The organism is Pseudomonas sp. S2_C03, from assembly GCF_054668405.1.
Map to the genome: position 1 here is coordinate 6197304 of NZ_CP162766.1, position 19749 is coordinate 6217052.

The 19749-nt window shown below is 60.5% G+C and carries 20 protein-coding genes; 12 read left to right on the forward strand and 8 right to left on the reverse strand.

The window, feature by feature from the left end; all coding sequences use genetic code 11:
• Positions 1 to 36 precede the first annotated feature (36 nt).
• Together AB4N64_RS28595 and AB4N64_RS28600 are read right to left on the reverse strand one after the other, a co-directional pair.
• Positions 37 to 1281, reverse strand: coding sequence for a TIGR03862 family flavoprotein (locus tag AB4N64_RS28595; protein ID WP_460126887.1), 1245 nt, complete (start codon positions 1279 to 1281; stop codon positions 37 to 39).
• Between the two features lie 280 nt (positions 1282 to 1561).
• Positions 1562 to 2482, reverse strand: coding sequence for a histone deacetylase family protein (locus tag AB4N64_RS28600; protein WP_460120644.1), 921 nt, complete (start codon positions 2480 to 2482; stop codon positions 1562 to 1564).
• 86 nt (positions 2483 to 2568) lie between these two features.
• Between AB4N64_RS28600 and AB4N64_RS28605 the strand changes: the two genes are divergently transcribed.
• The 3 genes from AB4N64_RS28605 to AB4N64_RS28615 all read left to right on the forward strand — a co-directional run bounded on the left by AB4N64_RS28605 (position 2569) and on the right by AB4N64_RS28615 (position 4719).
• Positions 2569 to 3138: a GNAT family N-acetyltransferase gene (locus AB4N64_RS28605; protein WP_460120646.1), complete on the forward strand. Its 570-nt coding sequence runs from the start codon at positions 2569 to 2571 to the stop codon at positions 3136 to 3138.
• A 106-nt stretch (positions 3139 to 3244) separates the two neighbouring features.
• The gene (tesB, locus tag AB4N64_RS28610) at positions 3245 to 4114 is read left to right on the forward strand and encodes an acyl-CoA thioesterase II (RefSeq protein WP_460120648.1); all 870 of its coding nucleotides are present in this window, start codon (positions 3245 to 3247) and stop codon (positions 4112 to 4114) included.
• A complete protein-coding gene (locus AB4N64_RS28615; protein WP_460120650.1) occupies positions 4111 to 4719 on the forward strand; it encodes an HAD family hydrolase in 609 nt (202 codons plus the stop codon). The genes tesB and AB4N64_RS28615 overlap by 4 nt, the downstream gene beginning before the upstream one ends.
• 33 nt (positions 4720 to 4752) lie before the next feature.
• Here AB4N64_RS28615 and AB4N64_RS28620 read toward each other — a convergent pair whose 3' ends face one another.
• Both AB4N64_RS28620 and ypfJ read right to left on the reverse strand, forming a co-directional pair.
• On the reverse strand, positions 4753 to 5712 hold the full coding sequence (locus AB4N64_RS28620; RefSeq protein ID WP_460120652.1) for an alpha/beta hydrolase: 960 nt from the start codon (positions 5710 to 5712) through the stop codon (positions 4753 to 4755).
• Positions 5713 to 6606: a KPN_02809 family neutral zinc metallopeptidase gene (gene ypfJ / locus AB4N64_RS28625; protein WP_460120653.1), complete on the reverse strand. Its 894-nt coding sequence runs from the start codon at positions 6604 to 6606 to the stop codon at positions 5713 to 5715.
• Between the two features lie 270 nt (positions 6607 to 6876).
• On the opposite strand from ypfJ, the gene AB4N64_RS28630 reads away from it, so the two are divergent.
• Together AB4N64_RS28630 and AB4N64_RS28635 are read left to right on the forward strand one after the other, a co-directional pair.
• A complete protein-coding gene (locus AB4N64_RS28630; RefSeq protein ID WP_460120655.1) occupies positions 6877 to 7755 on the forward strand; it encodes a DMT family transporter in 879 nt (292 codons plus the stop codon).
• A 184-nt stretch (positions 7756 to 7939) separates the two neighbouring features.
• Positions 7940 to 8617, forward strand: coding sequence for a TetR/AcrR family transcriptional regulator (locus AB4N64_RS28635; protein WP_460120656.1), 678 nt, complete (start codon positions 7940 to 7942; stop codon positions 8615 to 8617).
• Between the two features lie 11 nt (positions 8618 to 8628).
• Here AB4N64_RS28635 and AB4N64_RS28640 read toward each other — a convergent pair whose 3' ends face one another.
• Complete coding sequence (locus AB4N64_RS28640; protein WP_460120658.1) at positions 8629 to 9540, reverse strand: LysR family transcriptional regulator; 912 nt, start codon at positions 9538 to 9540, stop codon at positions 8629 to 8631.
• Between the two features lie 214 nt (positions 9541 to 9754).
• Here AB4N64_RS28640 and AB4N64_RS28645 point away from each other — a divergent pair, with 214 nt between their 5' ends.
• Together AB4N64_RS28645 and AB4N64_RS28650 are read left to right on the forward strand one after the other, a co-directional pair.
• Positions 9755 to 10183, forward strand: coding sequence for a DUF4160 domain-containing protein (locus AB4N64_RS28645; RefSeq protein ID WP_460120660.1), 429 nt, complete (start codon positions 9755 to 9757; stop codon positions 10181 to 10183).
• Positions 10180 to 10626: a DUF2442 domain-containing protein gene (locus AB4N64_RS28650; RefSeq protein WP_460120662.1), complete on the forward strand. Its 447-nt coding sequence runs from the start codon at positions 10180 to 10182 to the stop codon at positions 10624 to 10626. The genes AB4N64_RS28645 and AB4N64_RS28650 overlap by 4 nt, the downstream gene beginning before the upstream one ends.
• Before the next feature lie 54 nt (positions 10627 to 10680).
• Here the strand turns inward: AB4N64_RS28650 and trmA are convergent, their stop codons facing one another.
• Together trmA and AB4N64_RS28660 are read right to left on the reverse strand one after the other, a co-directional pair.
• Complete coding sequence (trmA, locus tag AB4N64_RS28655) at positions 10681 to 11760, reverse strand: tRNA (uridine(54)-C5)-methyltransferase TrmA (protein ID WP_460120664.1); 1080 nt, start codon at positions 11758 to 11760, stop codon at positions 10681 to 10683.
• Positions 11757 to 13052 (reverse strand): NCS2 family permease, encoded by a 1296-nt coding sequence (locus AB4N64_RS28660; RefSeq protein WP_460120666.1) that lies wholly within the window; start codon positions 13050 to 13052, stop codon positions 11757 to 11759. The genes trmA and AB4N64_RS28660 overlap by 4 nt, the downstream gene beginning before the upstream one ends.
• Before the next feature lie 220 nt (positions 13053 to 13272).
• Between AB4N64_RS28660 and AB4N64_RS28665 the strand changes: the two genes are divergently transcribed.
• From AB4N64_RS28665 to AB4N64_RS28685, 5 genes are all read left to right on the forward strand, one after another.
• On the forward strand, positions 13273 to 13719 hold the full coding sequence (locus AB4N64_RS28665; protein ID WP_460120668.1) for a DUF4879 domain-containing protein: 447 nt from the start codon (positions 13273 to 13275) through the stop codon (positions 13717 to 13719).
• 66 nt (positions 13720 to 13785) lie between these two features.
• The gene (locus tag AB4N64_RS28670) at positions 13786 to 14337 is read left to right on the forward strand and encodes a DJ-1 family glyoxalase III (protein ID WP_460120669.1); all 552 of its coding nucleotides are present in this window, start codon (positions 13786 to 13788) and stop codon (positions 14335 to 14337) included.
• A 250-nt stretch (positions 14338 to 14587) separates the two neighbouring features.
• A complete protein-coding gene (locus AB4N64_RS28675; RefSeq protein WP_460120671.1) occupies positions 14588 to 15121 on the forward strand; it encodes a (2Fe-2S)-binding protein in 534 nt (177 codons plus the stop codon).
• Positions 15118 to 16104 carry an FAD binding domain-containing protein gene (locus AB4N64_RS28680; RefSeq protein WP_460120673.1) on the forward strand — a complete coding sequence of 329 codons (987 nt, stop codon included), beginning with the start codon at positions 15118 to 15120 and terminating at the stop codon, positions 16102 to 16104. The genes AB4N64_RS28675 and AB4N64_RS28680 overlap by 4 nt, the downstream gene beginning before the upstream one ends.
• Positions 16104 to 18305, forward strand: a complete 2202-nt coding sequence (locus AB4N64_RS28685) for a xanthine dehydrogenase family protein molybdopterin-binding subunit (RefSeq protein WP_460120675.1) — start codon at positions 16104 to 16106, stop codon at positions 18303 to 18305. Before AB4N64_RS28680 ends, AB4N64_RS28685 begins: the two co-directional genes overlap by 1 nt.
• On the opposite strand, the gene AB4N64_RS28690 is transcribed toward AB4N64_RS28685, so the two are convergent.
• A complete protein-coding gene (locus AB4N64_RS28690) occupies positions 18302 to 19540 on the reverse strand; it encodes an MFS transporter (RefSeq protein ID WP_460120677.1) in 1239 nt (412 codons plus the stop codon). The two genes, AB4N64_RS28685 and AB4N64_RS28690, sit on opposite strands and share 4 nt — an antisense overlap.
• Positions 19541 to 19749: the final 209 nt, after the last annotated feature.

Genomic DNA, 19749 nt, shown 5'->3' on the forward strand with positions numbered 1-19749 from the left:
CTGCAAGACAAGTGCGCTCCGCTTGCAGCTTATAGCTTATAGCTTGCAGCTGCTCCTCACCCACTCCACCATCCCCAACCCTGCTGCACGCCCACTGGCGAAACAGGCGGTCAACAGATACCCCCCCGTCGGCGCTTCCCAGTCGAGCATTTCCCCGGCGCAGAACACGCCCGGCAACTGCTTGAGCATCAATCGCTCATCCATCGACTCGAATTGCACGCCACCGGCGCTGCTGATGGCTTCGTCCAGCGGACGGGTTTTCACCAGCGTCAGCGGCAGCGCCTTGATCGCCCTGGCCAGCAAGGCTGGATCGGCAAAACATTCGGCGCCAGTCAGTTCCCGAAGCAGCGCCGCTTTCACGCCGTCGATGCCCAGTTGACTGTGCAGATGCTTGGACATCGAGCGGGAGCCGCGTGGTTTGCTGAGGGCTGCGATGACTTTATCCACAGGTCGATTCGGCAACAGGTCCAGGTGAATGGTTGCCGACCCGTGATGGTTGATGGCTTCGCGGATCGGTGCCGACAGCGCGTAGATCAGGCTGCCTTCGATGCCGGTGGCCGTGATCACGCATTCGCCAAGCCGAGGAATGTCGTCGTTCAGCCCAATGGCGATGTTTTTCAGTGGAGCGCCGGCGAATTTGCTGACCATCAACTCGCTCCAAGCCTGCACTTCGAACCCGCAGTTGCTCGGCTGCAGGGGCGCCAGTCCTACGCCGTGCTTCTCCAGTTGCAGCATCCAGGCGCCATCCGAGCCCAGGCGTGCCCAACTCCCGCCGCCAAGAGCGAGCAGGGTGGCGTCAGCCTGGACGGTTGTTTCGCCGTTGGGGCTGTGGATAAGCAAGCTCCCGTGCTCGTCCCACCCGAGCCAACGGTGGCGGGTGTGGATAACTACGCCGCTGTCGCGCAGGCGTTTGAGCCAGGCGCGCAGCAGCGGGGCGGCTTTCATGTCGGTCGGAAACACCCTGCCGGAGCTGCCGACAAAGGTTTCGATACCCAGGTCGTGAATCCACTGGCACAGCGCCTCGGCGCCAAAGGCGCGCAGCAGCGGGGCAATCTGCGGTGCACGCTCGGCGTATCGCGAGAGAAACGCCGGATAGGCTTCGGAATGGGTGATGTTCATGCCGCCGACCCCGGCCAACAGGAATTTTCGCCCCACAGAAGGCATGCCGTCGTACAGATCGACCTTGATTCCAGCCTGGCTCAGCACCTCTGCGGCCATGAGGCCAGCGGGACCGCCGCCGATGATGGCGACCTGGGAGAGGGGCGTGTGGGGGAGGGTCATGGGCAGTGCTGCGGTCTGGCGGAATAAGCCGGGCATTCTAGCAGCACATAAACCCTGTAGGAGCGAGCTTGCTCGCGATAGCGGCCTGTCGCACAGCGGAGATGTTGTATGGGATGGCCTCATCGCGGGCAAGCCCGCTCCCACAGGAATCAGTGGATTACATGAGGTGATCAAAAAATGATCGCTGCAGTGGAGGCCTTGATTCATAGGGTCTGGATGACCTTTCTCTCAGCTTATCCACAGGCAGCTCCACAGCCATTGTGGGTAACGCATCCACAACTCAGTGACAACCTGATGACGTCCAAACCCGCTGTGCGCTGTGGTGGAGAATGCCGTGACGCCGCGCCAGCGCCTTGCGATCCTGACTGTAGCCACCGCCGATAACCCCCATCACCGGGATATCCCTTCCCAGGCAATGACGCATCACGCTTTCATCCCGTGCAGCCACGCCTTCGTCTGTCAGCTTCAAGTAACCGAGCGCGTCATCCTTGTGCACGTCGACACCGGCGTCGTACAGCACCAGATCCGGTTGATACAACGGCAGCAGATAATTAAGCGTGTCATCGACAATTTTCAGGTAGGCAGCATCGCCCATTCCCTTGGGCAGTGGGATGTCCCAGTCGCTTTCGGCCTTGCGTGCAGGAAAGTTTTTTTCGCAATGCAGGGAGACGGTGATCGCGTCCGGGGTGTTGTGCAGGATGCGTGCGGTTCCGTCGCCTTGATGCACATCACAGTCGAAGATCAGCACCCGGTTCACTCGGCCGCTTTCCAGCAGGTAATGGCTGATCACAGCGAGGTCATTGAAGATACAAAACCCCGCCGGGTAGTCGTAATGCGCATGGTGCGTGCCGCCAGCCAAGTGGCAGGCCAGGCCATGCTCCAGCGCCTGCTCAGCGGCCAGCACCGAGCCGCCGACCGCACGCACCGTGCGCCTGGCCAGGGCTTCGGTCCAGGGCAGGCCGAGGCGCCGCTGGTCCTCTCGGGACAACTCGCCGCTCATGTAGCGTTCGATATAGGCAGCGTCATGTGCGAGGGCGAGAATCTCGGGTGGACAGAGTTCCGGACGCAGCAGGTCTTCGTCCCGGGTCAACCCGCTGTCCACCAGGTGATCGCGCAGCAGGCGGAACTTGTCCATCGGGAAGCGGTGTTCCGCCGGGAACTCGGGGCTGTAGTCTTCGTGGTAGATCAACGGCATCGGCATAGCAGGATTTTCAGAACGGCGGGCAGGAATGCAGGAAGGATCCTACCAGCGTTGTAGACTGGTGACATGGGAAGGGGAGAACACGATTGGAGCCAATACTGGAACTTGAGAGCGCGCGATTGTTGCTGCGCCAGTGGCGTGACGAGGATTTGCCGGCGTTTGCGGCGATGTGCGCCGATCCTCAAGTGATGCGCTATTTTCCCGCTCCCCTGAGTCGATTGGAAAGCGCTTCGCTGATTGGCCGGGTGCGGGGGCATTTTGCCGAGCACGGTTTTGGTCTTTGGGCGCTGGAGCGCAAGGACACCGGAGCATTCATCGGATTTACCGGTTTGGGCGTGGTGGGTTTCGATGCGCCATTCACTCCCGCCATCGAAATCGGCTGGCGCCTGGCCCGTGAACACTGGGGCCTGGGGTACGCCAGTGAAGCGGCCTGGACCGCTCTGCGCTGCGGTTTTGACCGTCTCGCGCTGGACGAGGTGGTGTCGTTTACCAGCGCGACCAACACGCCCTCGGAAAAAGTCATGCAGGCGATCGGTATGCGGCATGATCCGGCAGATGACTTCGAGCACCCAAAACTCGCGGCGGGCCATCCTCTGCGCCACCATGTGTTGTACCGCATCAGCCGTGAGCAATGGCTGCAAACCTTGCATGGCTAAGCCGGCCCGGACGTTTACAATGGCACCCATGATGGCCCCGGCCAGAACCTGAATGGGCCGTTGCAGCCGAGACTGCGCGGCATTGCGTTGTGTGAGGAGAGTCTGAATGAGCCACGTGTTGGAAGATCTGGTCGACTTGCTGACCCTGGAACCGATCGAGGAAAACCTGTTCCGTGGCCGTAGCCAGGACCTGGGCTTCCGCCAGCTGTTCGGTGGCCAGGTGCTCGGTCAGTCCCTGTCTGCCGCCAGTCAGACAGTTGAAGAAGCACGGCATGTGCATTCGATGCACGGTTATTTCCTGCGTCCGGGGGATGCCGGATTGCCAGTGGTCTATCAGGTGGATCGGGTGCGCGACGGCGGCAGTTTCAGTACGCGTCGGGTCACGGCGATCCAGAAGGGCCACCCTATTTTCACGTGCAGCGCCTCGTTCCAGTACGACGAGAAAGGCTTCGAGCACCAGCGCGAAATGCCAGTGGTGGTTGGCCCGGAAAACCTGCCTTCGGAACTGGAATTGACCCAGCAGCGTGCTCACCTGATCCCCGAGCACATGCGTGAAAAATTCCTGTGTCCCAAGCCGATCGAATTCCGACCGGTGACCGGAGAAGATCCCTACAACCCCAAACCTGCCGATCCGGTCAAGTACGTGTGGTTCCGCGCCGACGGTGCATTGGCCGATACCCCGGCGCTGCACAAATACCTGCTGGCCTACGCTTCGGATTTTGGTCTGCTGACCACTTCGCTGCTGCCCCATGGCAAGTCCGTGTGGCACAAGGACATGCAGGTCGCCAGTCTCGATCACGCCTTGTGGTTCCATGCGGACCTGCGTGCCGATGACTGGCTGCTGTACGCGATGGACAGCCCTTGGGCCGGCAATTCTCGCGGTTTCTCCCGGGGCAGCGTGTTCAACCGTGCCGGGCAACTGGTGGCGTCGGTTACGCAGGAAGGCTTGATCCGCCACCGCAAGGATTGGGCATGAGCCTGACCGACGTACGCCACTGGGTGTTCGACATGGACGGAACCCTGACGGTGGCCGTCCACGATTTTGCGGCCATCCGCGTGGCGTTGGCGATCCCGGCTGCGGACGACATTCTCACACACCTGGCGGCATTGCCCGCCGACGAAGCGGCAGCCAAGCACGCCTGGTTGCTGGAGCATGAGCGGGATTTGGCATTGGGTTCGAAGCCGGCGCCGGGTGCCGTGGAGCTGGTGCGCGAGCTGGCGGGGCGCGGCTATCGACTGGGAATTCTCACGCGCAACGCGCGGGAGCTGGCGCATGTGACGCTGGAAGCCATCGGCCTGGCCGACTGTTTTGCCGTGGAGGATGTGCTGGGCCGTGACGAAGCGCCGCCCAAACCGCATCCGGGCGGCTTGTTGAAGCTGGCTGCGGCCTGGCAGGTGCCAGCTAGCGAGATGGTGATGGTCGGTGATTACCGCTTTGATCTGGATTGCGGCCGGGCGGCGGGAGCGCACACGGTACTGGTGAATTTGCCGGATAACCCGTGGCCTCAATTGACCGATTGGCACGCGGCGGATTGTGTCGAGTTGCGGCGGATGTTGTTGGCTCGAGATTGTGGTGTCTGAGAGGTCCCATCGCGAGCAGGCTCGCGAGCTTTTTCACTGATCGAACAAGGCTTTTTGCCCTTCCACCGACATCAACATCTCTCCACCGTTGTGACCAACCCCAGGCACTTCCACCAGTTGTTGATTCAACCCCTGGGGATGACGGCGCTTGAGGTATTCAAAGTAGTTGCGTCCACGGGCCAGTCGGTTGACGCCCTGGGCCCTGGCTTCGCAACCCTTGTCCAGTGCCGGATGATTCGGATCGATGTCCTGCTGGCCCAGCAGATAAACGATGTCGCGCTGAACGTAGTTTTCCTCCAGTTGCGCAGGCGTTTGTCCTTCGGCATAGGCCGGTAAATCCGACAGGCCATACTTCCAGCGATTGAACGCCGGGCAACCGGCATGGCTGAAGGCTACGGGCCGTCGTTCATCGAAATAAGCATAGGAAGACGGGTTGGCAATGACGTAGCGCACGTGCACACCCGCCGCCTGAAGTTCTGGCTGGTCATGACTGAGCAATGCATAGCGCTGGACCACCTGGGCGCCGCCGGAGTGGCCGACAATCACGACATCCTTCACATCGGGAAACTGCCGGCGATCGCCGAGCCGGGCGATGATCTGATCCAGCGCAGCATAGGAACTCAGGGCGAAAGGTGCGGTGGATGAGCCGCCGGCCATCCAGTCATTGCCCTGCCAGCGCAGAACGGTGTCGGCCACAGGATGGCGTTCCACGTCGGTTTCATTGAGAAACTGCGGGGCGATGACCAGGGTATTGGCACTTTGTCCCGCCTGCTCCGTCGCGCGCTCGGCGTTCTGGCGATAGGTTTCGGCATTGCGCAATCGCCCATGGAGGACGATCAGCACGCGCTCGATTTTCCCGGGCGCCGGACCGATGCCCACTGCCATCTCGCCTTCTTTCAACAACAAGCGTCCGGGGCTGATTTCCTTGACTCCCTGCCCGACAGCCTGGGTACTTGCAGTGGTCAACAACAGGATCAACAGCCACTTTTTCATCTACAGATTTTTCGCCGCAAAGGTATCGCACTGGCCCACCTGGCCTTGCGCAAATCCGGTTTTGAACCAGCGCACTCTTTGCGCTGATGTGCCATGGGTGAAGGAGTCCGGTACCACGCGGCCCTGGCCCTGCTGCTGCAAACGGTCGTCGCCGATGGCGTTGGCGGCGTTCAAGGCTTCCTCGATGTCACCCGGCTCCAGCCAGTTGAGGCGTTTCTGTGCATGATTGGCCCACACGCCGGCCAGGCAATCCGCCTGTAACTCCTGACGCACCAGCAAACCACCATCGCCTTCCATTTGCCGGCCCTGTTGGCGGGCGGCCTGAATTTTCGCCGAAACACCGAGCAAGGTCTGAACGTGATGTCCGACTTCGTGGGCAATCACGTAGGCTTGGGCGAAGTCGCCTGCGGCGGCAAAGCGTTGCGACATTTCCTGGAAGAATGACGTGTCCAGGTACACCTTCTGGTCTGCCGGGCAATAGAACGGGCCGGTCGCCGACGTGGCAAGACCGCACGCCGAGTTCACCCGGCTGCTGAACAGCACAAGGGTCGGGTCTTTATACTGACGACCAGCTTGCTGGAAGATATCGCGCCAGGTGTCTTCGGTGTCACCCAGGATCGATCGCACGAACTCCGCGCCTTCATCGTTGGCCGGTGGCGCCTGGCGAGTTTGCGTCGAGGTGGGTGCCGATTGCTCGCTCATCTGGCCGGTGAGTTGTCCGAGGATCTGCAGCGGGTCCTGGCCAGTGATCCAGCCGATCCCGACAATCAGCAGGATTGCCGTCAGGCTCAGCCCCTTGCCACCACCGAAGCGCATGCCGCCCCCACCACTGCCGATGTTATCGCCACGGGCGTCGACCACGTTGTCGCTGCGCCTGCCTTTTCTCCATAGCATGTGGGAATCCTCTGCTGGTCCGTGGGATGAGTGTTGCTGCTGTGTGGGAGTGGCGCCAGTCCGGTCGTCCGGCTTTTACCGCACCGGTGCGCATCGTCGACTTGTAGGAACGTGGATCGCCCCTCAAATTCCCTTAAGCGCGGGGTTTTTATCTTCGTTTGATAATCGGCTGGAACATCTGGCCAAAGCGGCCCCGTCACGGTTACGGTATGCGTACGACGTCGCGGGTTCGCAATGTCTTTATGATCTGTGGAACACAAGGAATACCTGATGACCGTCAGCACCCCGCTTTCCGGTGTAAACCAGCCCTTCAAAGGGATTCTGCTGATAGTCTTCGCTACCTTCCTCTTCTCCAGTCATGACGCCTTCTCGAAATACCTGTCCGGGTTCTATCCCATCGTCATGGTGGTCTGGGCGCGTTATGTGGTTCACACCTTATTGATGGCTGGCATTTTCCTGCCACAGTCCGGGCTGCGAGTCCTGCGCACAAAACGGCCGATGCTGCAGTTGATACGGGCGTTATGCCTGCTGGGCACCAGTCTGTTCTTCACCACTGGACTGCTGTACATCCCATTGGCGGAAGCCACGGCGGTCAACTTTCTTGCGCCGGTACTGGTAACGGCCCTGTCGGTGCCGTTACTGAAGGAGCGTGTCACCCGGGGACAGTGGATCGCCGTCATCTGTGGATTTATCGGGGTGCTGATCATTGTTCACCCTGGCGGTGATCTGTTCACGCCGGCGGTGTTGCTGCCGTTCTGCTCGGCGATGTTTTTCTGCTTCTATCAGTTGCTGACCCGCAAGCTCAGCAGCGTCGACAGCCCGACAACCAGCAACTTCTTTGCCGGGTTGTGCAACACCCTGGTGATGAGCGCGCTGGTGCCGTTCTTCTGGCAAGTGCCCAGCGTGACGCATGGCTTGATGATGGTGGCGCTGGGGGCCTGCGGGATGACGGCGCATCTGTTTCTGACCCAGGCGTTTCGCTTCGCCGCGCCCGCGCTGCTGGCGCCGTTCGGCTATTGCCAGATCATCTTCGCCGGTTTGCTGGGTTGGCTGCTGTTCTCCCACACCCCGACCCTGACCACGGTGATCGGGATTGCGGTGATCTGTTGCAGTGGGTTGGCGGCAGCGTGGCAGCAGAGTCGGCGGTAGAAAGATGGCTTGCGGGCCGTATTGACCCTTATGGGAGCAGCCGGTCGACGCTCACGGTGCGATTCGTCAGGCGAAGTTGTAGGAAATTGGTAAGCGTGAGGCTAAACCCGCGCCGCGCAGCTTCCTTCGCTTTGCGACGCGGCTCATAATCGCCAGCTTGTACAGTGATGGCCGTGAGCCCGCGATGACCGTGATTTCAGATCTTTCCGCAGCGCCGGACGAACCTTTGGCCGAGCCTCGCAAAAGTCGCAAGAACAACCCGGAAAAGACCCGCGAGAACATTCTTCAGGAAGCCATTGTCGAGTTCGTCCAGCAGGGCCTTTCCGGAGCCCGTGTCGACGCGATCGCCGAGCGTATCCACACCTCAAAGCGCATGATCTATTACTACTTCGGCAGCAAGGAGCAGTTGTATCTTGAGGTGCTGGAGAAACTCTACGGCGACATTCGCAGCACCGAAAATCGCCTGCACCTGGCCGAACTGGCGCCGGTCGACGCGATTCGGCGATTGGTCGAATTCACCTTCGATCACCATGATCGCAATGTCGATTTCGTGCGCATCGTCAGCATCGAGAACATTCACAACGCCGAGTATGTGAAACGCTCCGATGCGATCAAGGCGATGAACAGCACTATCCTCGATTCACTGGGTGAGGTTCTGCAGCGAGGCGCGCTGGAAGGTGTGTTCCGCTCGGGGCTCGAGCCGCTGGATGTGCATTTGTTGATCAGCTCGTTCTGTTTCTATCGTGTGTCGAACCGGCACACGGTCGGTGAGATCTTCGAGATCGAGTTGCCGGACGAGCGCATCAAGCAGCGTCATCGGCAGATGATTTGCGAGTCTGTGTTGCGCTATCTGCAAGCCTGAAGATTTTTCGTTCAGCGTGGCAGTTGTTCGAGGAGAAAGTCGATAAATGCCCTGAGCCGCAAAGGCATATGACGGCTTTGCGGGTAGAGCAGGGTGAAAGGACGCGAACGGCCGCCGTAGGCTTTGAGAACTTCCACCAGAGACCCGTCGGCCAATTCCTTCTCGACAATAAACCGATAGGTCTGAAACAGGCCTGCCCCGTGTTTTGCCAGGGTTACCCCGCCCAGAACGTCGTCGGAACAACTGAGATTGCCCTCGGCGAGAATCTCGCGCTGCCCCCCGTTTTCATTGAATAACCAAGCGATGCGCCGTCCGCTGCTGGGTAGCTCGAATTGAATGCACTCGTGCTGCTTGAGGTCATCCAGGGTCTGCGGCGTGCCCGCGCGCGCCAAGTAGGCGGGGGCGGCGATCATCACCAGTTCTGCATCTTCCAGTTGGCGGGCGATCAGGCCGGAGTCTGGAATCGCCCGCACGCGGATGACCATGTCATAGCCTTCGCCGACAAAGTCTATGTTGCGGTTGCTGATGTGCGACTCGACTTTGACCTGGGGAAAACGTTCTCGAAAGGCCGGGAGCAACGGCAGGATGCGGTGATGGGCATAGGTGGTGGGGATGCTGATGCGCAAGGTGCCTGAAGGCTCCTGCTGTTGGCCCATCACCTCGCGTTGAGCCTCGACCAGTTGTGCCAATGCCTGACGACACTCCTCGTAATACCGGCGGCCGCTGTCTGTCATTTTCACGCTGCGGGTGGTGCGTGCGAATAAGCGGACCCCCAGCCGTTCCTCCATGCGCGATACCGAGCGGCTCACCGCTGCCGGCGTAACGCCTGCCACCAGCGCCGCAGCGGTAAAGCTGCCGGCCTCGGCGGCCAGGCAAAACAGTTCGATGCTACCTAGCTGAAGATCGTCGAATGTGCGCTGCATGATTGATTACACCGGGGATCAAATTGGGAACCTGACGCAGTGTTTATCAAATAACCGAAAGGATTGCTTACCATTTTTGCGTGCAATCGTCCGGCTCACCAGGGCATCGACAGCTAGCCTGAATGACGATCGACGAGCGCAGATCGACGCCGATTATCGGATTTCTCATGGAAAGATCAGTCTCCGGACTCAATAACCTAACGGATGGGTTAGTATGAAATTGTTCAGCTACAAAGGCCTTTCGGTCGTGATCATGTTGCGCGATGAACATTGTCCGCCCCATGCACATGTGGACGCCGGTGCCTGGAGCGCACGCTTCAAGTTCAGCTACTGGCATAACAGCGTCGAACTGTGGGATGTGGTTCCCGTGTACAACCGGCCGCCTGTAGCTGTTCTGGAAGGCTTGCGTCTCGCACTCGGGCAGCCGGCCCATTTGCGACGTGCCCGTTCGGTCTGGTGGGACAAGTTGCAAACGGTCTGCCTCGACCATCAGGTGTGGGACTGGCAGACCAGCGAAGTCGTGGTGGTGAAACGCATTGCCACCACGACCTACATGATTGACTCGGCCTGCTATGAGCCCGAGACAAACAAGACCCTGCTGGCGCTGTTGGGCGCTGCGCAAGGGGTGGAGATCCAACTATGAAAACAATAGAAGCCGGGACGCTGGTTGATCGACCCGTCACCGAGTCCTTGCTGGATGAGGCCATTCAGCGTGGGCAAATGCGCCGCAAAAACAGTTTGCAAGTCACGTCGGTGACGTTTGCAGAACCGTGCCTGGTGCTCGGTTTCATCGATGGCAGTGGCGTACTGCTGCCCGTGCGCAATTATGTGGAATTCGATGATTTCGAGGTCGATGATTTCGCGGGGTTGACCGTCGGTTTTTCCGGGACTGCCTTGTGTCATGAAGGCAAGGATCTGCAGGTGTCCATCGCCGGGTTGATCTCGGCGAGCAAGCCGTTGATGGACATGGCGGCCTCAGTGGTCGCCTCGCGCAATGGGCGCCAGAGCAGCGCTGCCAAGGCCGAGGCCGCCCGGGCCAACGGTCGCAAGGGCGGGCGTCCGCGAAAGACAGAAGTCACCGAATGAGCGCGCACAAAAAAGCCGTCGCAATGACGGCTGGTTTGTAGTGCACGGTGGCAATCAACGTCGGGTCAACAACACCCCGGATTCCATGTGGTGGGTCCACGGAAACTGGTCGAACATCGCGCAGCGGGTGATGCGATGGGTGTCGTGCAACTGGGCGATGTTGTCCGCCAGGGTCTGCGGGTTGCAGGAAATGTACAGAATATTGTCGAAGCGTCGGGTCAGTTCGCAAGTGTCCGGGTCCATGCCGGCACGTGGCGGGTCGACGAAGACGCTGCCGAACTCGTAGCTCTTGAGGTCGATGCCGTGCAGTCGACGGAACGGACGGACTTCGTTAAGCGCTTCGGTCAGCTCTTCGGCGGAAAGGCGCACGAGCGTGACGTTATCCACAGCATTGTCGCTGAGGTTGCTCAGGGCTGCGTTGACCGAGGTCTTGCTGATCTCGGTGGCCAGCACTTTGCGCACGCGAGTCGCGAGGGGCAGGGTGAAGTTGCCATTGCCGCAATACAGCTCCAGCAAATCGTCAGTGCGCTCGCCCAATGCATCGTAGGCCCAATTGAGCATCTTCTGGTTGACCGTGCCATTGGGCTGCGTGAATGCACCTTCCGGTTGGCGGTAGCTGAATGTGCGGCCACCGGCCTCGAGCTGTTCGACCACGTAGTCGTGACCGATCACTTCGCGTTTGCCCTTGGAACGACCGATTACACTGACGTTCAGGTCGGCCGCCAGCTTCGATGCTGCTGCATGCCAATGCTCATCCAGAGGGCGGTGATAGCACAAGGTGATCATCGCGTCGCCGGCCAGGGTGGTTAGGAACTCCACCTGAAACAGCTTGTGGCTCAGGGCCGAACTGGCTTGCCAGGCGGCCTTGAGCTGGGGCATCAATTGGTTGATGCGCAGGCTGGCAATCGGGAATTCTTCGATCAGGATCGGCGTGCGTTTGTCTTCCTGGGAGAACATTGCGTAATGGCGTTCGCCGGCTTCACGCCACAGGCGGAACTCGGCGCGCAGGCGGAAGTTCTTCAGCGGTGAGTCGAACACCGCAGGCGCGGGCGCATCGAAAGGTGCCAGCAGGCCACGCAGACGCGTGGCTTTTTCTTCGAGCTGGACGGCGTAAGCCTGGGAATCAAAAGTCATGCGTTGAACCAACCCAACTTGATCACGAACAGAATCGACAGGATCACCAGCGCCGGGTTCAGCTCACGACCACGACCGGAAAGCAACTTGATCGCGGTCCAGGAAATAAAGCCGAAAGCGATGCCATTGGCGATGGAGTACGTGAATGGCATGGCCAGGGCGGTCACTACCACTGGCGCGGCTACCGTGATGTCTTCCCAGTCTATTTCGGCCAGGCCGGACGTCATCAGTACGGCGACGAACAGCAGCGCCGGTGCAGTGGCGAAAGCCGGGACGCTGGCGGCCAGCGGCGAGAAGAACAGCGCCAGCAGGAACAGGATCGCAACCACGATAGCGGTCAGGCCGGTGCGGCCCCCGGCACTGACGCCGGCGGCCGATTCGATGTAACTGGTGGTGGTCGACGTGCCCAGCAGCGAGCCGGCCATGGCCGCGGTGCTGTCGGCGATCAGCGCGCGGCCCATTTTTGGCATGTGGCCGTCCTTGCCCATCAGGCCGGCACGCTTGGCAACGCCGATCAGGGTGCCGGAGTTGTCGAACAGGTCGACGAACAGGAAGGCGAAGATCACGCTGACCAAGCCGATGTCCAGTGCGCCCTTGATGTCCAGTTGCAGGAAGGTCGGCGCCAGGGACGGCGGCATCGACGTCACGCCGCCAAACTCGGTAAAACCCATCAGGATCGAAACGATGGTCACGGTCAAAATGCCGATCAACACGGCGCCGCGAACGGCCAGGGCTTCGAGAGCAACGATCAAGGCAAAGCCGAGCGTCGCGAGGATCGGTGCCGGTTGTTTCAGGTCACCCAGGCCCACCATGGTTGCCGGGTTGCTGACGACGATGCCGGCGTTGTGCAGGGCAATCAGCGCCAGGAACAGGCCGATACCGGCGGCGATCGCCGAGCGCAGCGGCAGCGGGATGCTGTTGATGATCCATTCGCGGATGCGGAAGATCGACAGCAGAAAGAACAGCACCGCGGAAATGAACACCGCCCCCAGCGCCACTTGCCAGGTATGACCCATGTGCAGGACCACGGTGTAGGTAAAGAAGGCGTTGAGGCCCATGCCCGGCGCGAGGGCGATCGGGTAGTTGGCGATCAGGCCCATGACCGTGGAGCCGATGGCGGCTGCCAGGCAGGTCGCGACAAAGACGGCGCCCTTGTCCATGCCGGTCTCGCCGAGGATGCTCGGGTTGACGAACAGAATGTAGGCCATGGCCAGGAAGGTTGTGATGCCCGCCAGTATTTCGGTGCGCACATTGGTGTTGTGTGCCTTGAGTTGAAACAGCCTTTCCAGCATGTCTGCTCCCCGTGGCGCGCCCGGCGCCGTGAATGTATCGACCTCAACAGCAAAGCACAGACCGTTCCAGATGCCTGGGATTTTTCTGCGGGTCGGAAAAAGCCGCGCATCATACCAGCAGCGTAGCGTTGTGGCTGCTTAAGGCGGTGATCGTCGTCGATGTTTTGCGTTAAAGCCAAGTGCGCCATACTGCGCGCTGGATTTTGGGGGCGGGAATGACATGAAAAAGAGTTGGATCACCTTGTTCGGCGCTTTCGCGGCCTTCTCGCTGGGAGGGCAGGCCGCTATGGCTGCTTCGGCTGCGCCGTTGAGCCAGGTCAAGGTGCTCAAGGTCGAATCGCCGGCCTGTGGTTTCGAGAGCATCGATCCAGGGCAGGAACGGACTCGCTGCGATCACAGTGGGCCGAACATCAAGGTCTATGTGCTGGAGGTCGGTTACGGGCGCGCAGCCCAGGTCGGGCTCGACGGTTTTACGGTCAATGGTACGCGCACGCCGGTCTGCGCCTTCGATAACGGCAACCTGACCGAATGCACGGTTGGCAGAAGAACTGTCGGCTACCTGTACGTCTTTGATCTGGCCGGCAAGCAGGAAGGCACCTTCACCTTCAGCAACACCTCCATCAACGCGCCGGGCAACACGATGTCGACGCAGCTTTACATCAAGTAACGGCGCGCTTGAACAAGGGTCAGCAAAGCTGGCTACGCTTTAAGGATCATCCTGCGGATTTCGCCCATGACCTATAGAGCTTTGATTCCCCTCGCCGAGGGCATCGACGACCTGCAAGCCGTGACCCTGGTCGACGTCTTGCGCCGCGCAAAGGTAGAAGTGGTAGTCGCCAGTATCGAAGGGCGACGCATGCTCACCTGTGCCCGCGGCACCCGCATCACAGCTGATGCGATGCTGGTCGATGTACTGGCCCAGCCTTTCGACCTGATCGCATTGCCTGGGGGAGCGGTAGGTGCGCAACATCTATCAGCCCATCAACCCTTGCAACAATTGATCAAGGATCAGGTGAAGGCGGGTCGACTGTTCGCCGGTATCGGCGAAGCTCCGGCCTTGGCGTTGCAAGCGAGCGGCGCCTTGCGCCAGCGCCGCATGACCTGCCTGCCGTCAATCAGCCACCAATTGTCAGGCTGCAACTTCGTCGATCAACCGGTGGTGGTCGATGGCAACTGCGTAACGGCCCAGGGCTCGGGGAGCGCTCTGGAGTTTGCCCTGACACTGGTGGAACAACTTTGCGGCAAAGCCATAAGAGCGGCGGTGGCGGGGGAATTGGTGGTGTAGACAGGCGTGAACAGCGAGCCGTTCGATGACCGGCTGCTCCCGCTGCTCTGCTTGCCAGAGATCACAGGGTCCGTGCTGACCGTGCATGACCATGCAGTACCCGCGAAAGGTGCGGGCGTGCGAAGCCCAGGTGGCGGGCTGGTTATCCTCTGATCAATCTCCTTGAACGCTCAAACACCCCCGAAGTCGTACCCCTTATGACGGCGGTTTGCGAAAACGCCGCGAACGTACGACCAACCGTGAGGTGTATATGAACGCGACCCTTCCTGACGCGACGCCGCCGTCGTTTGTCCGTCATCCGTTGGCGCTGATACTCAACGGCAAGGAGGTCCGGCTTGAAGTCCTGCCCTGGATCACACTGCTGGATATGCTGCGCGAGCAACTGGACTTGATCGGCACGAAAAAGGGCTGCGATCACGGCCAATGCGGCGCCTGCACGGTGCTGCGCGATGGCAAGCGCGTAAATGCCTGCCTGACGTTGGCAGTGATGTGCGAGGGGGCCGAAGTCACCACCATTGAAGGCCTGGCCAGCGGTGACGAGTTGCACCCCATGCAGCAAGCCTTTATCAAGCACGACGCCTTTCAATGCGGTTATTGCACGCCAGGGCAAATCTGCTCGGCGGTGGGCCTGGCCACTGAAGGACGGGCGCAATCCAGTGCGCAGATTGCCGAAATGATGAGTGGGAACCTCTGCCGGTGTGGCGCCTATAGCAACATCCGTGCAGCGATTGAGGAAGCGCTGCCAGCCTGCCGTCAACGCGCCGGGCAGGGAGGTGGCCAATGAACCCTTTCCATTACAGCAAGCCCGCCTCAGTGCAAGAGGCCGTTCAACTCGCCGGTCCGGCGTCGCGCTTCATCGCAGGCGGTACGAACCTGCTGGACTTGATGAAGGAAAACGTCGCGCGCCCGGCGCAACTGATCGACATCACCGGGCTTGCACTCAACGAAGTCAGTGAAACAGCCACGGGCGGGGTGATGATCGGCGCGTTGGTCAGCAACGCCGACCTGGCGTGGCACCCCTTGATAGAACAACGTTACCCAATGCTGTCGCAGGCAATACTTGCGGGCGCCTCCCCGCAATTGCGCAACATGGCCAGCACGGGCGGCAATTTGTTGCAGCGTACGCGCTGCTATTACTTCTATGACGCCAGTGTGCCGTGTAACAAGCGCGAGCCGGGTAGTGGCTGTCCGGCGCGGGCAGGACTCAACCGTATTCACGCGATTCTGGGCGCCAGTTCGCAGTGTGTGGCTACGCATCCTTCGGACATGTGTGTTGCACTCGCCGCCTTGTGCGCGACGGTCCACGTCCAGGGGCGCAGCGGTGTACGCAGCATTGAGTTCGCCGATTTCCACCGCCTGCCAGGCGATACCCCTGAGCGGGATAACCAACTGGCGGATGACGAGCTGGTGACGGCAATCGAGCTGCCAGCGGCAGGTTTTGCCGAGCACAGCCATTACCTGAAAATCCGGGATCGTGCGTCCTATGCCTTTGCCCTGGTATCAGTCGCGGCGGCACTTGATTTATCTGGGCCGGTCATTCGTGAGGCACGCCTGGCGGTCGGCGGTGTGGCGCATAAACCCTGGCGCGATGAAGCGGTAGAGACCGCCCTGGTGGGCAAGGCAGCCACGCAGGAAACCTTCAGCGTTGCGGCCAATGCCTTGCTGCAGAACGCCGAACCTCTGGATCACAACGCTTTTAAAGTGGCACTGGCGCGCCGAGCCATCATTCGCGCCCTGAGCACTGCCGCGAAGGGAGGGCACGCCTGATGAAGACTTCTACCCAACCTGTGGGGCAACCGGTGGATCGCGTCGAAGGACGCCTCAAGGTCACCGGCCAGGCACGTTATGCCGGGGAGTTTCCCGAAGAGGGGTTGCTACACGGCAGTGTCGTTTCCAGCAATATCGCCTGCGGCCGCGTGATCCGCATCGATGCGTCGAAAGCCTTGGCGTTGCCCGGCGTGGTCGCGGTGATCGACCACACCAATCGGCCAGGCGTCGCCGGCTACGACGAGCCTTACGAAGACGCGGATTCGGCCGAAGGATCTCCGTTTCGCCCGCTGTACAACGACAAAGTGTTGTACAGCGGACAGCCCCTGGCGTTGGTAGTCGCGGATAACCTGGAACTGGCTCGGCATGCCGGCTCATTGATCACCGTTGAATACGAAGCCGAACCACACCAGACCGATCTGTTGAGCCTGCGAGGCCAAGCCTATCCGGCGCCAGCCGAACTGCCAAAACCTCGTGGGAATTTTCAGGCTGAGTTTGCCGGTGCCGCCTTGAGTCTGGACCTTAACTACAGCACGCCGATCGAACACCACAATCCGATGGAACCGCATGCCAGTACGGTGCTTTACCAGGCCGATGGCAGCCTGCACATTCACGACAAGACGCAAGGCACGCAGAACTGTCAGTCGTATGTGCAGAAGGTATTTGGCCTGGAGAAGGATCAGGTCAGAGTATTCGCAGCTTATGTCGGCGGGGCGTTCGGGTCCGGCCTGCGTCCGCAATACCAGCTTCCGTTGGCGGTGATGGCGGCGTTACATCTCAAGCGTTCCGTCCGCGTGACCCTCACTCGCCAGCAGATGTTCACCTTCGGCTATCGCCCGCGCACCCTGCAACGCCTGCAATTGGGCGTAGCTGCGAACGGGCGTTTGCTCGCCCTGGCGCACACCGCCATTGGCCAGACTTCGCGGTTCGAAGACTTCACTGAACATGTGGTTGAGTGGAGCGGCATGCTTTATCACTGCGACCATGTGCAGCTGGACTACAAGCTGCTGCCACTCGACGTTTATACGCCACTGGACATGCGCGCTCCCGGTGCGGCGCTGGGGCTCATCGGCCTGGAGTGTGCGATGGATGAAATGGCCTGCGCATTGGCGATTGATCCCGTGCAATTGCGCTTGCTCAATTACGCCGAGCGCAACCAGAACGAGGACAAACCTTACTCCAGCAAGGCGTTGCGTCAATGTTATGCCCAGGGTGCCCAGCGTTTTGGCTGGGACCAGCGCAATCCTGAGCCACGCAGCATGCGTCAGGGCCAGCAGTTGGTAGGTTGGGGCATGGCCGGTGGCGTCTGGGAGGCGATGCAGCAGAAGGCCAGTGCGAAGGCATCGCTCGATCAACAGGGCAAGCTGACGGTCAGCAGCGCGACCACTGACATCGGCACCGGAACCTACACGGTGATGACGCAAATCGCGGCGCAAGCGTCAGGCGTCTCTTTGAAAAATGTCACCTTTGTCCTCGGCGACTCTTCATTGCCGAAGGCACCCTTGCAGGGTGGCTCGTTCACCGTATCGTCGGTCGGCACGGCCGTGCAGCAGGCCTGTGAGGCGTTGAAGGAAAAACTGCTGGCCGTGGCGCGTCAGACGTCGGCGCAATTCACCAGCGTAACAGCTGAGCAGGCTGTTTTCGAAGCGGGCCACTTGTCGTTTGGTGAAGCACAAATCGATCTTGCCGAGCTGGTCCGAAGCAGCGGTGAAGCGCTGATTGAGGTCCAGGTAGATGCCGAACCTGATCAACAACGTGAAGCCTACGCCACTGCAACCCATTCCGCCGTGTTTGTGGAAGTGCTGGTGGACGAGGATTTGGGTTCGGTGAAGGTCAATCGCGTGGTCAGCGCCATCGCCGCAGGTCGGGTGGTCAATCCGAAAATGGCGCGTAGCCAGATCCTGGGCGGGGTAGTGTGGGGTATCGGCATGGCGTTGCACGAGGAAACACAAACCGACCATGCATTGGGGCGGCACATGAACCACAGCCTGGCCGAGTATCACATCCCGGTGAACGCCGATATCGGCGACATTGACGTGCTGTTCGTCGAAGAACACGACAAAATTGTCAATGCGCTGGGTTCAAAGGGCGTTGGCGAGATCGGCATTGTCGGGGTGGCGGCGGCGGTCGCCAACGCCATCTACCACGCCACCGGCAGGCGGGTGCGGGACTTCCCCATCACCCTCGACAAGCTGCTCTAGACCTTGGCTTCTTCAGCCGGCACATGCATGCGGTCACGATTGGCCAGGGTCGGGAACAGCTTGATCCAGACCCCGGTCACTACCAATGTACCAAGTCCGCCCATGACCACCGCCGGCACGGTGCCGAACCAATGGGCCGTGACGCCGGATTCGAACTCGCCCAACTGGTTGGAGGCGCCGATGAACAGGCCATTCACGGCGCTGACCCGGCCGCGCATCTCGTCCGGTGTTTCCAGTTGCACGAAGGAGGCCCGGATCACCATGCTGATCATGTCAGCCGCGCCCAGTACGACCAGGACCGCCAGGGAAAACCAGAACGAAGTCGAGAGGCCGAAGGCGATGGTCGCGACCCCGAACACGCCGACAGCGGTAAACATCACCCGACCGACATGGCGATCCACGGAGAACCGCGCCAGCCACAGCGACATCAACAATGCCCCCACCGCAGGAGCCGAGCGCAGCAGACCTAGCCCCCACGCCCCTGTCAGCAGGATGTCCTTGGCGAACACGGGCAGCAGCGCGGTTGCTCCGCCCAGCAGCACGGCAAAGAGGTCCAGGGAAATCGCGCCGAGAATGTCCGGACGGCTGCGGATGAAGCGAATGCCGGCCAGCAGAGAGTCCAGGGTCGCCTTGCCCTTGTTCAGCGGTGTCTGCCGAGCCGGCAGGTTAAGCATCAACGCGCAGGCGATGACGTACAGAACAACGGTCGGCCCATACACCCAGACGCTGCCAAAGGCGTAGAGCAAGCCGCCGAGAGCCGGGGCGACGATGGTCGCCGATTGTTGCGCCGACTGCGCCGCGGCGACGGCTCGGGGGAACAACGCGGGGGGCACGATGCTCGGCAGTAGCGCCTGGGTCGTCGGCATCTCGAACGAGCGGGCCGCACCGAGCAGGAACGCGAGGATGAAGATCATTTCCCGGGTGACGTGGCCCGTGGCCCCACCAATGGCCAAGGTCAATGCGATCAGCGCTTGCAGCGACTGGCAGATCGCCGCGACCTTGCGTCGGTCATATCGGTCCGCGACATGCCCGGTGTGCAGCATGAACAGAACCCGGGGAGCGAACTCCACCAGGCCGACCAAGCCCAGGTCCAGCACGTTGCCGGTCAGCTGATAAAGGTTCCAGCCGATGGCCACGGTGAGCATCTGGAAGCCGCTGGCGGTAAAAACCCGGGCCAGCCAGAACGCAATGAAAGGACGATGATGACGTAACAGCAAAGGCGCTTGGCTGGGCATCAGAGGCAGATCTTGAGCAAAGGGAACGGCGAGATTATCACCTACCTGTAACCAAAAGTTGCCGCTGTGAAAAATTTGTTAGCAAGACATCTATCTCTTCAAATCCTATGAGGCAACCTGTCACGCGGCAAAAGACCACACCGTCCATCGCCGAAAATCGGACTACTCTTTGATACAAGCTTGATCCAGATCAATGCCTTTTCCGGAAT

What these genes read in the sequence shown, in the direction of transcription:
- trmA (WP_460120664.1), bottom strand. Translation starts at nt 11,760, where the DNA reads ATGACTTTTGATTCCCAGGCTTACGCCGTCCAGCTCGAAGAAAAAGCC.
- AB4N64_RS28600 (WP_460120644.1), bottom strand. Translation starts at nt 2,482, where the DNA reads ATGCCGATGCCGTTGATCTACCACGAAGACTACAGCCCCGAGTTCCCG.
- AB4N64_RS28650 (WP_460120662.1), top strand. Translation starts at nt 10,180, where the DNA reads ATGAAAACAATAGAAGCCGGGACGCTGGTTGATCGACCCGTCACCGAG.
- AB4N64_RS28665 (WP_460120668.1), top strand. Translation starts at nt 13,273, where the DNA reads ATGAAAAAGAGTTGGATCACCTTGTTCGGCGCTTTCGCGGCCTTCTCG.
- AB4N64_RS28670 (WP_460120669.1), top strand. Translation starts at nt 13,786, where the DNA reads ATGACCTATAGAGCTTTGATTCCCCTCGCCGAGGGCATCGACGACCTG.
- AB4N64_RS28615 (WP_460120650.1), top strand. Translation starts at nt 4,111, where the DNA reads ATGAGCCTGACCGACGTACGCCACTGGGTGTTCGACATGGACGGAACC.
- AB4N64_RS28620 (WP_460120652.1), bottom strand. Translation starts at nt 5,712, where the DNA reads ATGAAAAAGTGGCTGTTGATCCTGTTGTTGACCACTGCAAGTACCCAG.
- tesB (WP_460120648.1), top strand. Translation starts at nt 3,245, where the DNA reads ATGAGCCACGTGTTGGAAGATCTGGTCGACTTGCTGACCCTGGAACCG.
- AB4N64_RS28630 (WP_460120655.1), top strand. Translation starts at nt 6,877, where the DNA reads ATGACCGTCAGCACCCCGCTTTCCGGTGTAAACCAGCCCTTCAAAGGG.
- AB4N64_RS28595 (WP_460126887.1), bottom strand. Translation starts at nt 1,281, where the DNA reads ATGACCCTCCCCCACACGCCCCTCTCCCAGGTCGCCATCATCGGCGGC.
- AB4N64_RS28635 (WP_460120656.1), top strand. Translation starts at nt 7,940, where the DNA reads ATGACCGTGATTTCAGATCTTTCCGCAGCGCCGGACGAACCTTTGGCC.
- ypfJ (WP_460120653.1), bottom strand. Translation starts at nt 6,606, where the DNA reads ATGCTATGGAGAAAAGGCAGGCGCAGCGACAACGTGGTCGACGCCCGT.
- AB4N64_RS28680 (WP_460120673.1), top strand. Translation starts at nt 15,118, where the DNA reads ATGAACCCTTTCCATTACAGCAAGCCCGCCTCAGTGCAAGAGGCCGTT.
- AB4N64_RS28640 (WP_460120658.1), bottom strand. Translation starts at nt 9,540, where the DNA reads ATGCAGCGCACATTCGACGATCTTCAGCTAGGTAGCATCGAACTGTTT.
- AB4N64_RS28675 (WP_460120671.1), top strand. Translation starts at nt 14,588, where the DNA reads ATGAACGCGACCCTTCCTGACGCGACGCCGCCGTCGTTTGTCCGTCAT.
- AB4N64_RS28660 (WP_460120666.1), bottom strand. Translation starts at nt 13,052, where the DNA reads ATGCTGGAAAGGCTGTTTCAACTCAAGGCACACAACACCAATGTGCGC.
- AB4N64_RS28645 (WP_460120660.1), top strand. Translation starts at nt 9,755, where the DNA reads ATGAAATTGTTCAGCTACAAAGGCCTTTCGGTCGTGATCATGTTGCGC.
- AB4N64_RS28685 (WP_460120675.1), top strand. Translation starts at nt 16,104, where the DNA reads ATGAAGACTTCTACCCAACCTGTGGGGCAACCGGTGGATCGCGTCGAA.
- AB4N64_RS28690 (WP_460120677.1), bottom strand. Translation starts at nt 19,540, where the DNA reads ATGCCCAGCCAAGCGCCTTTGCTGTTACGTCATCATCGTCCTTTCATT.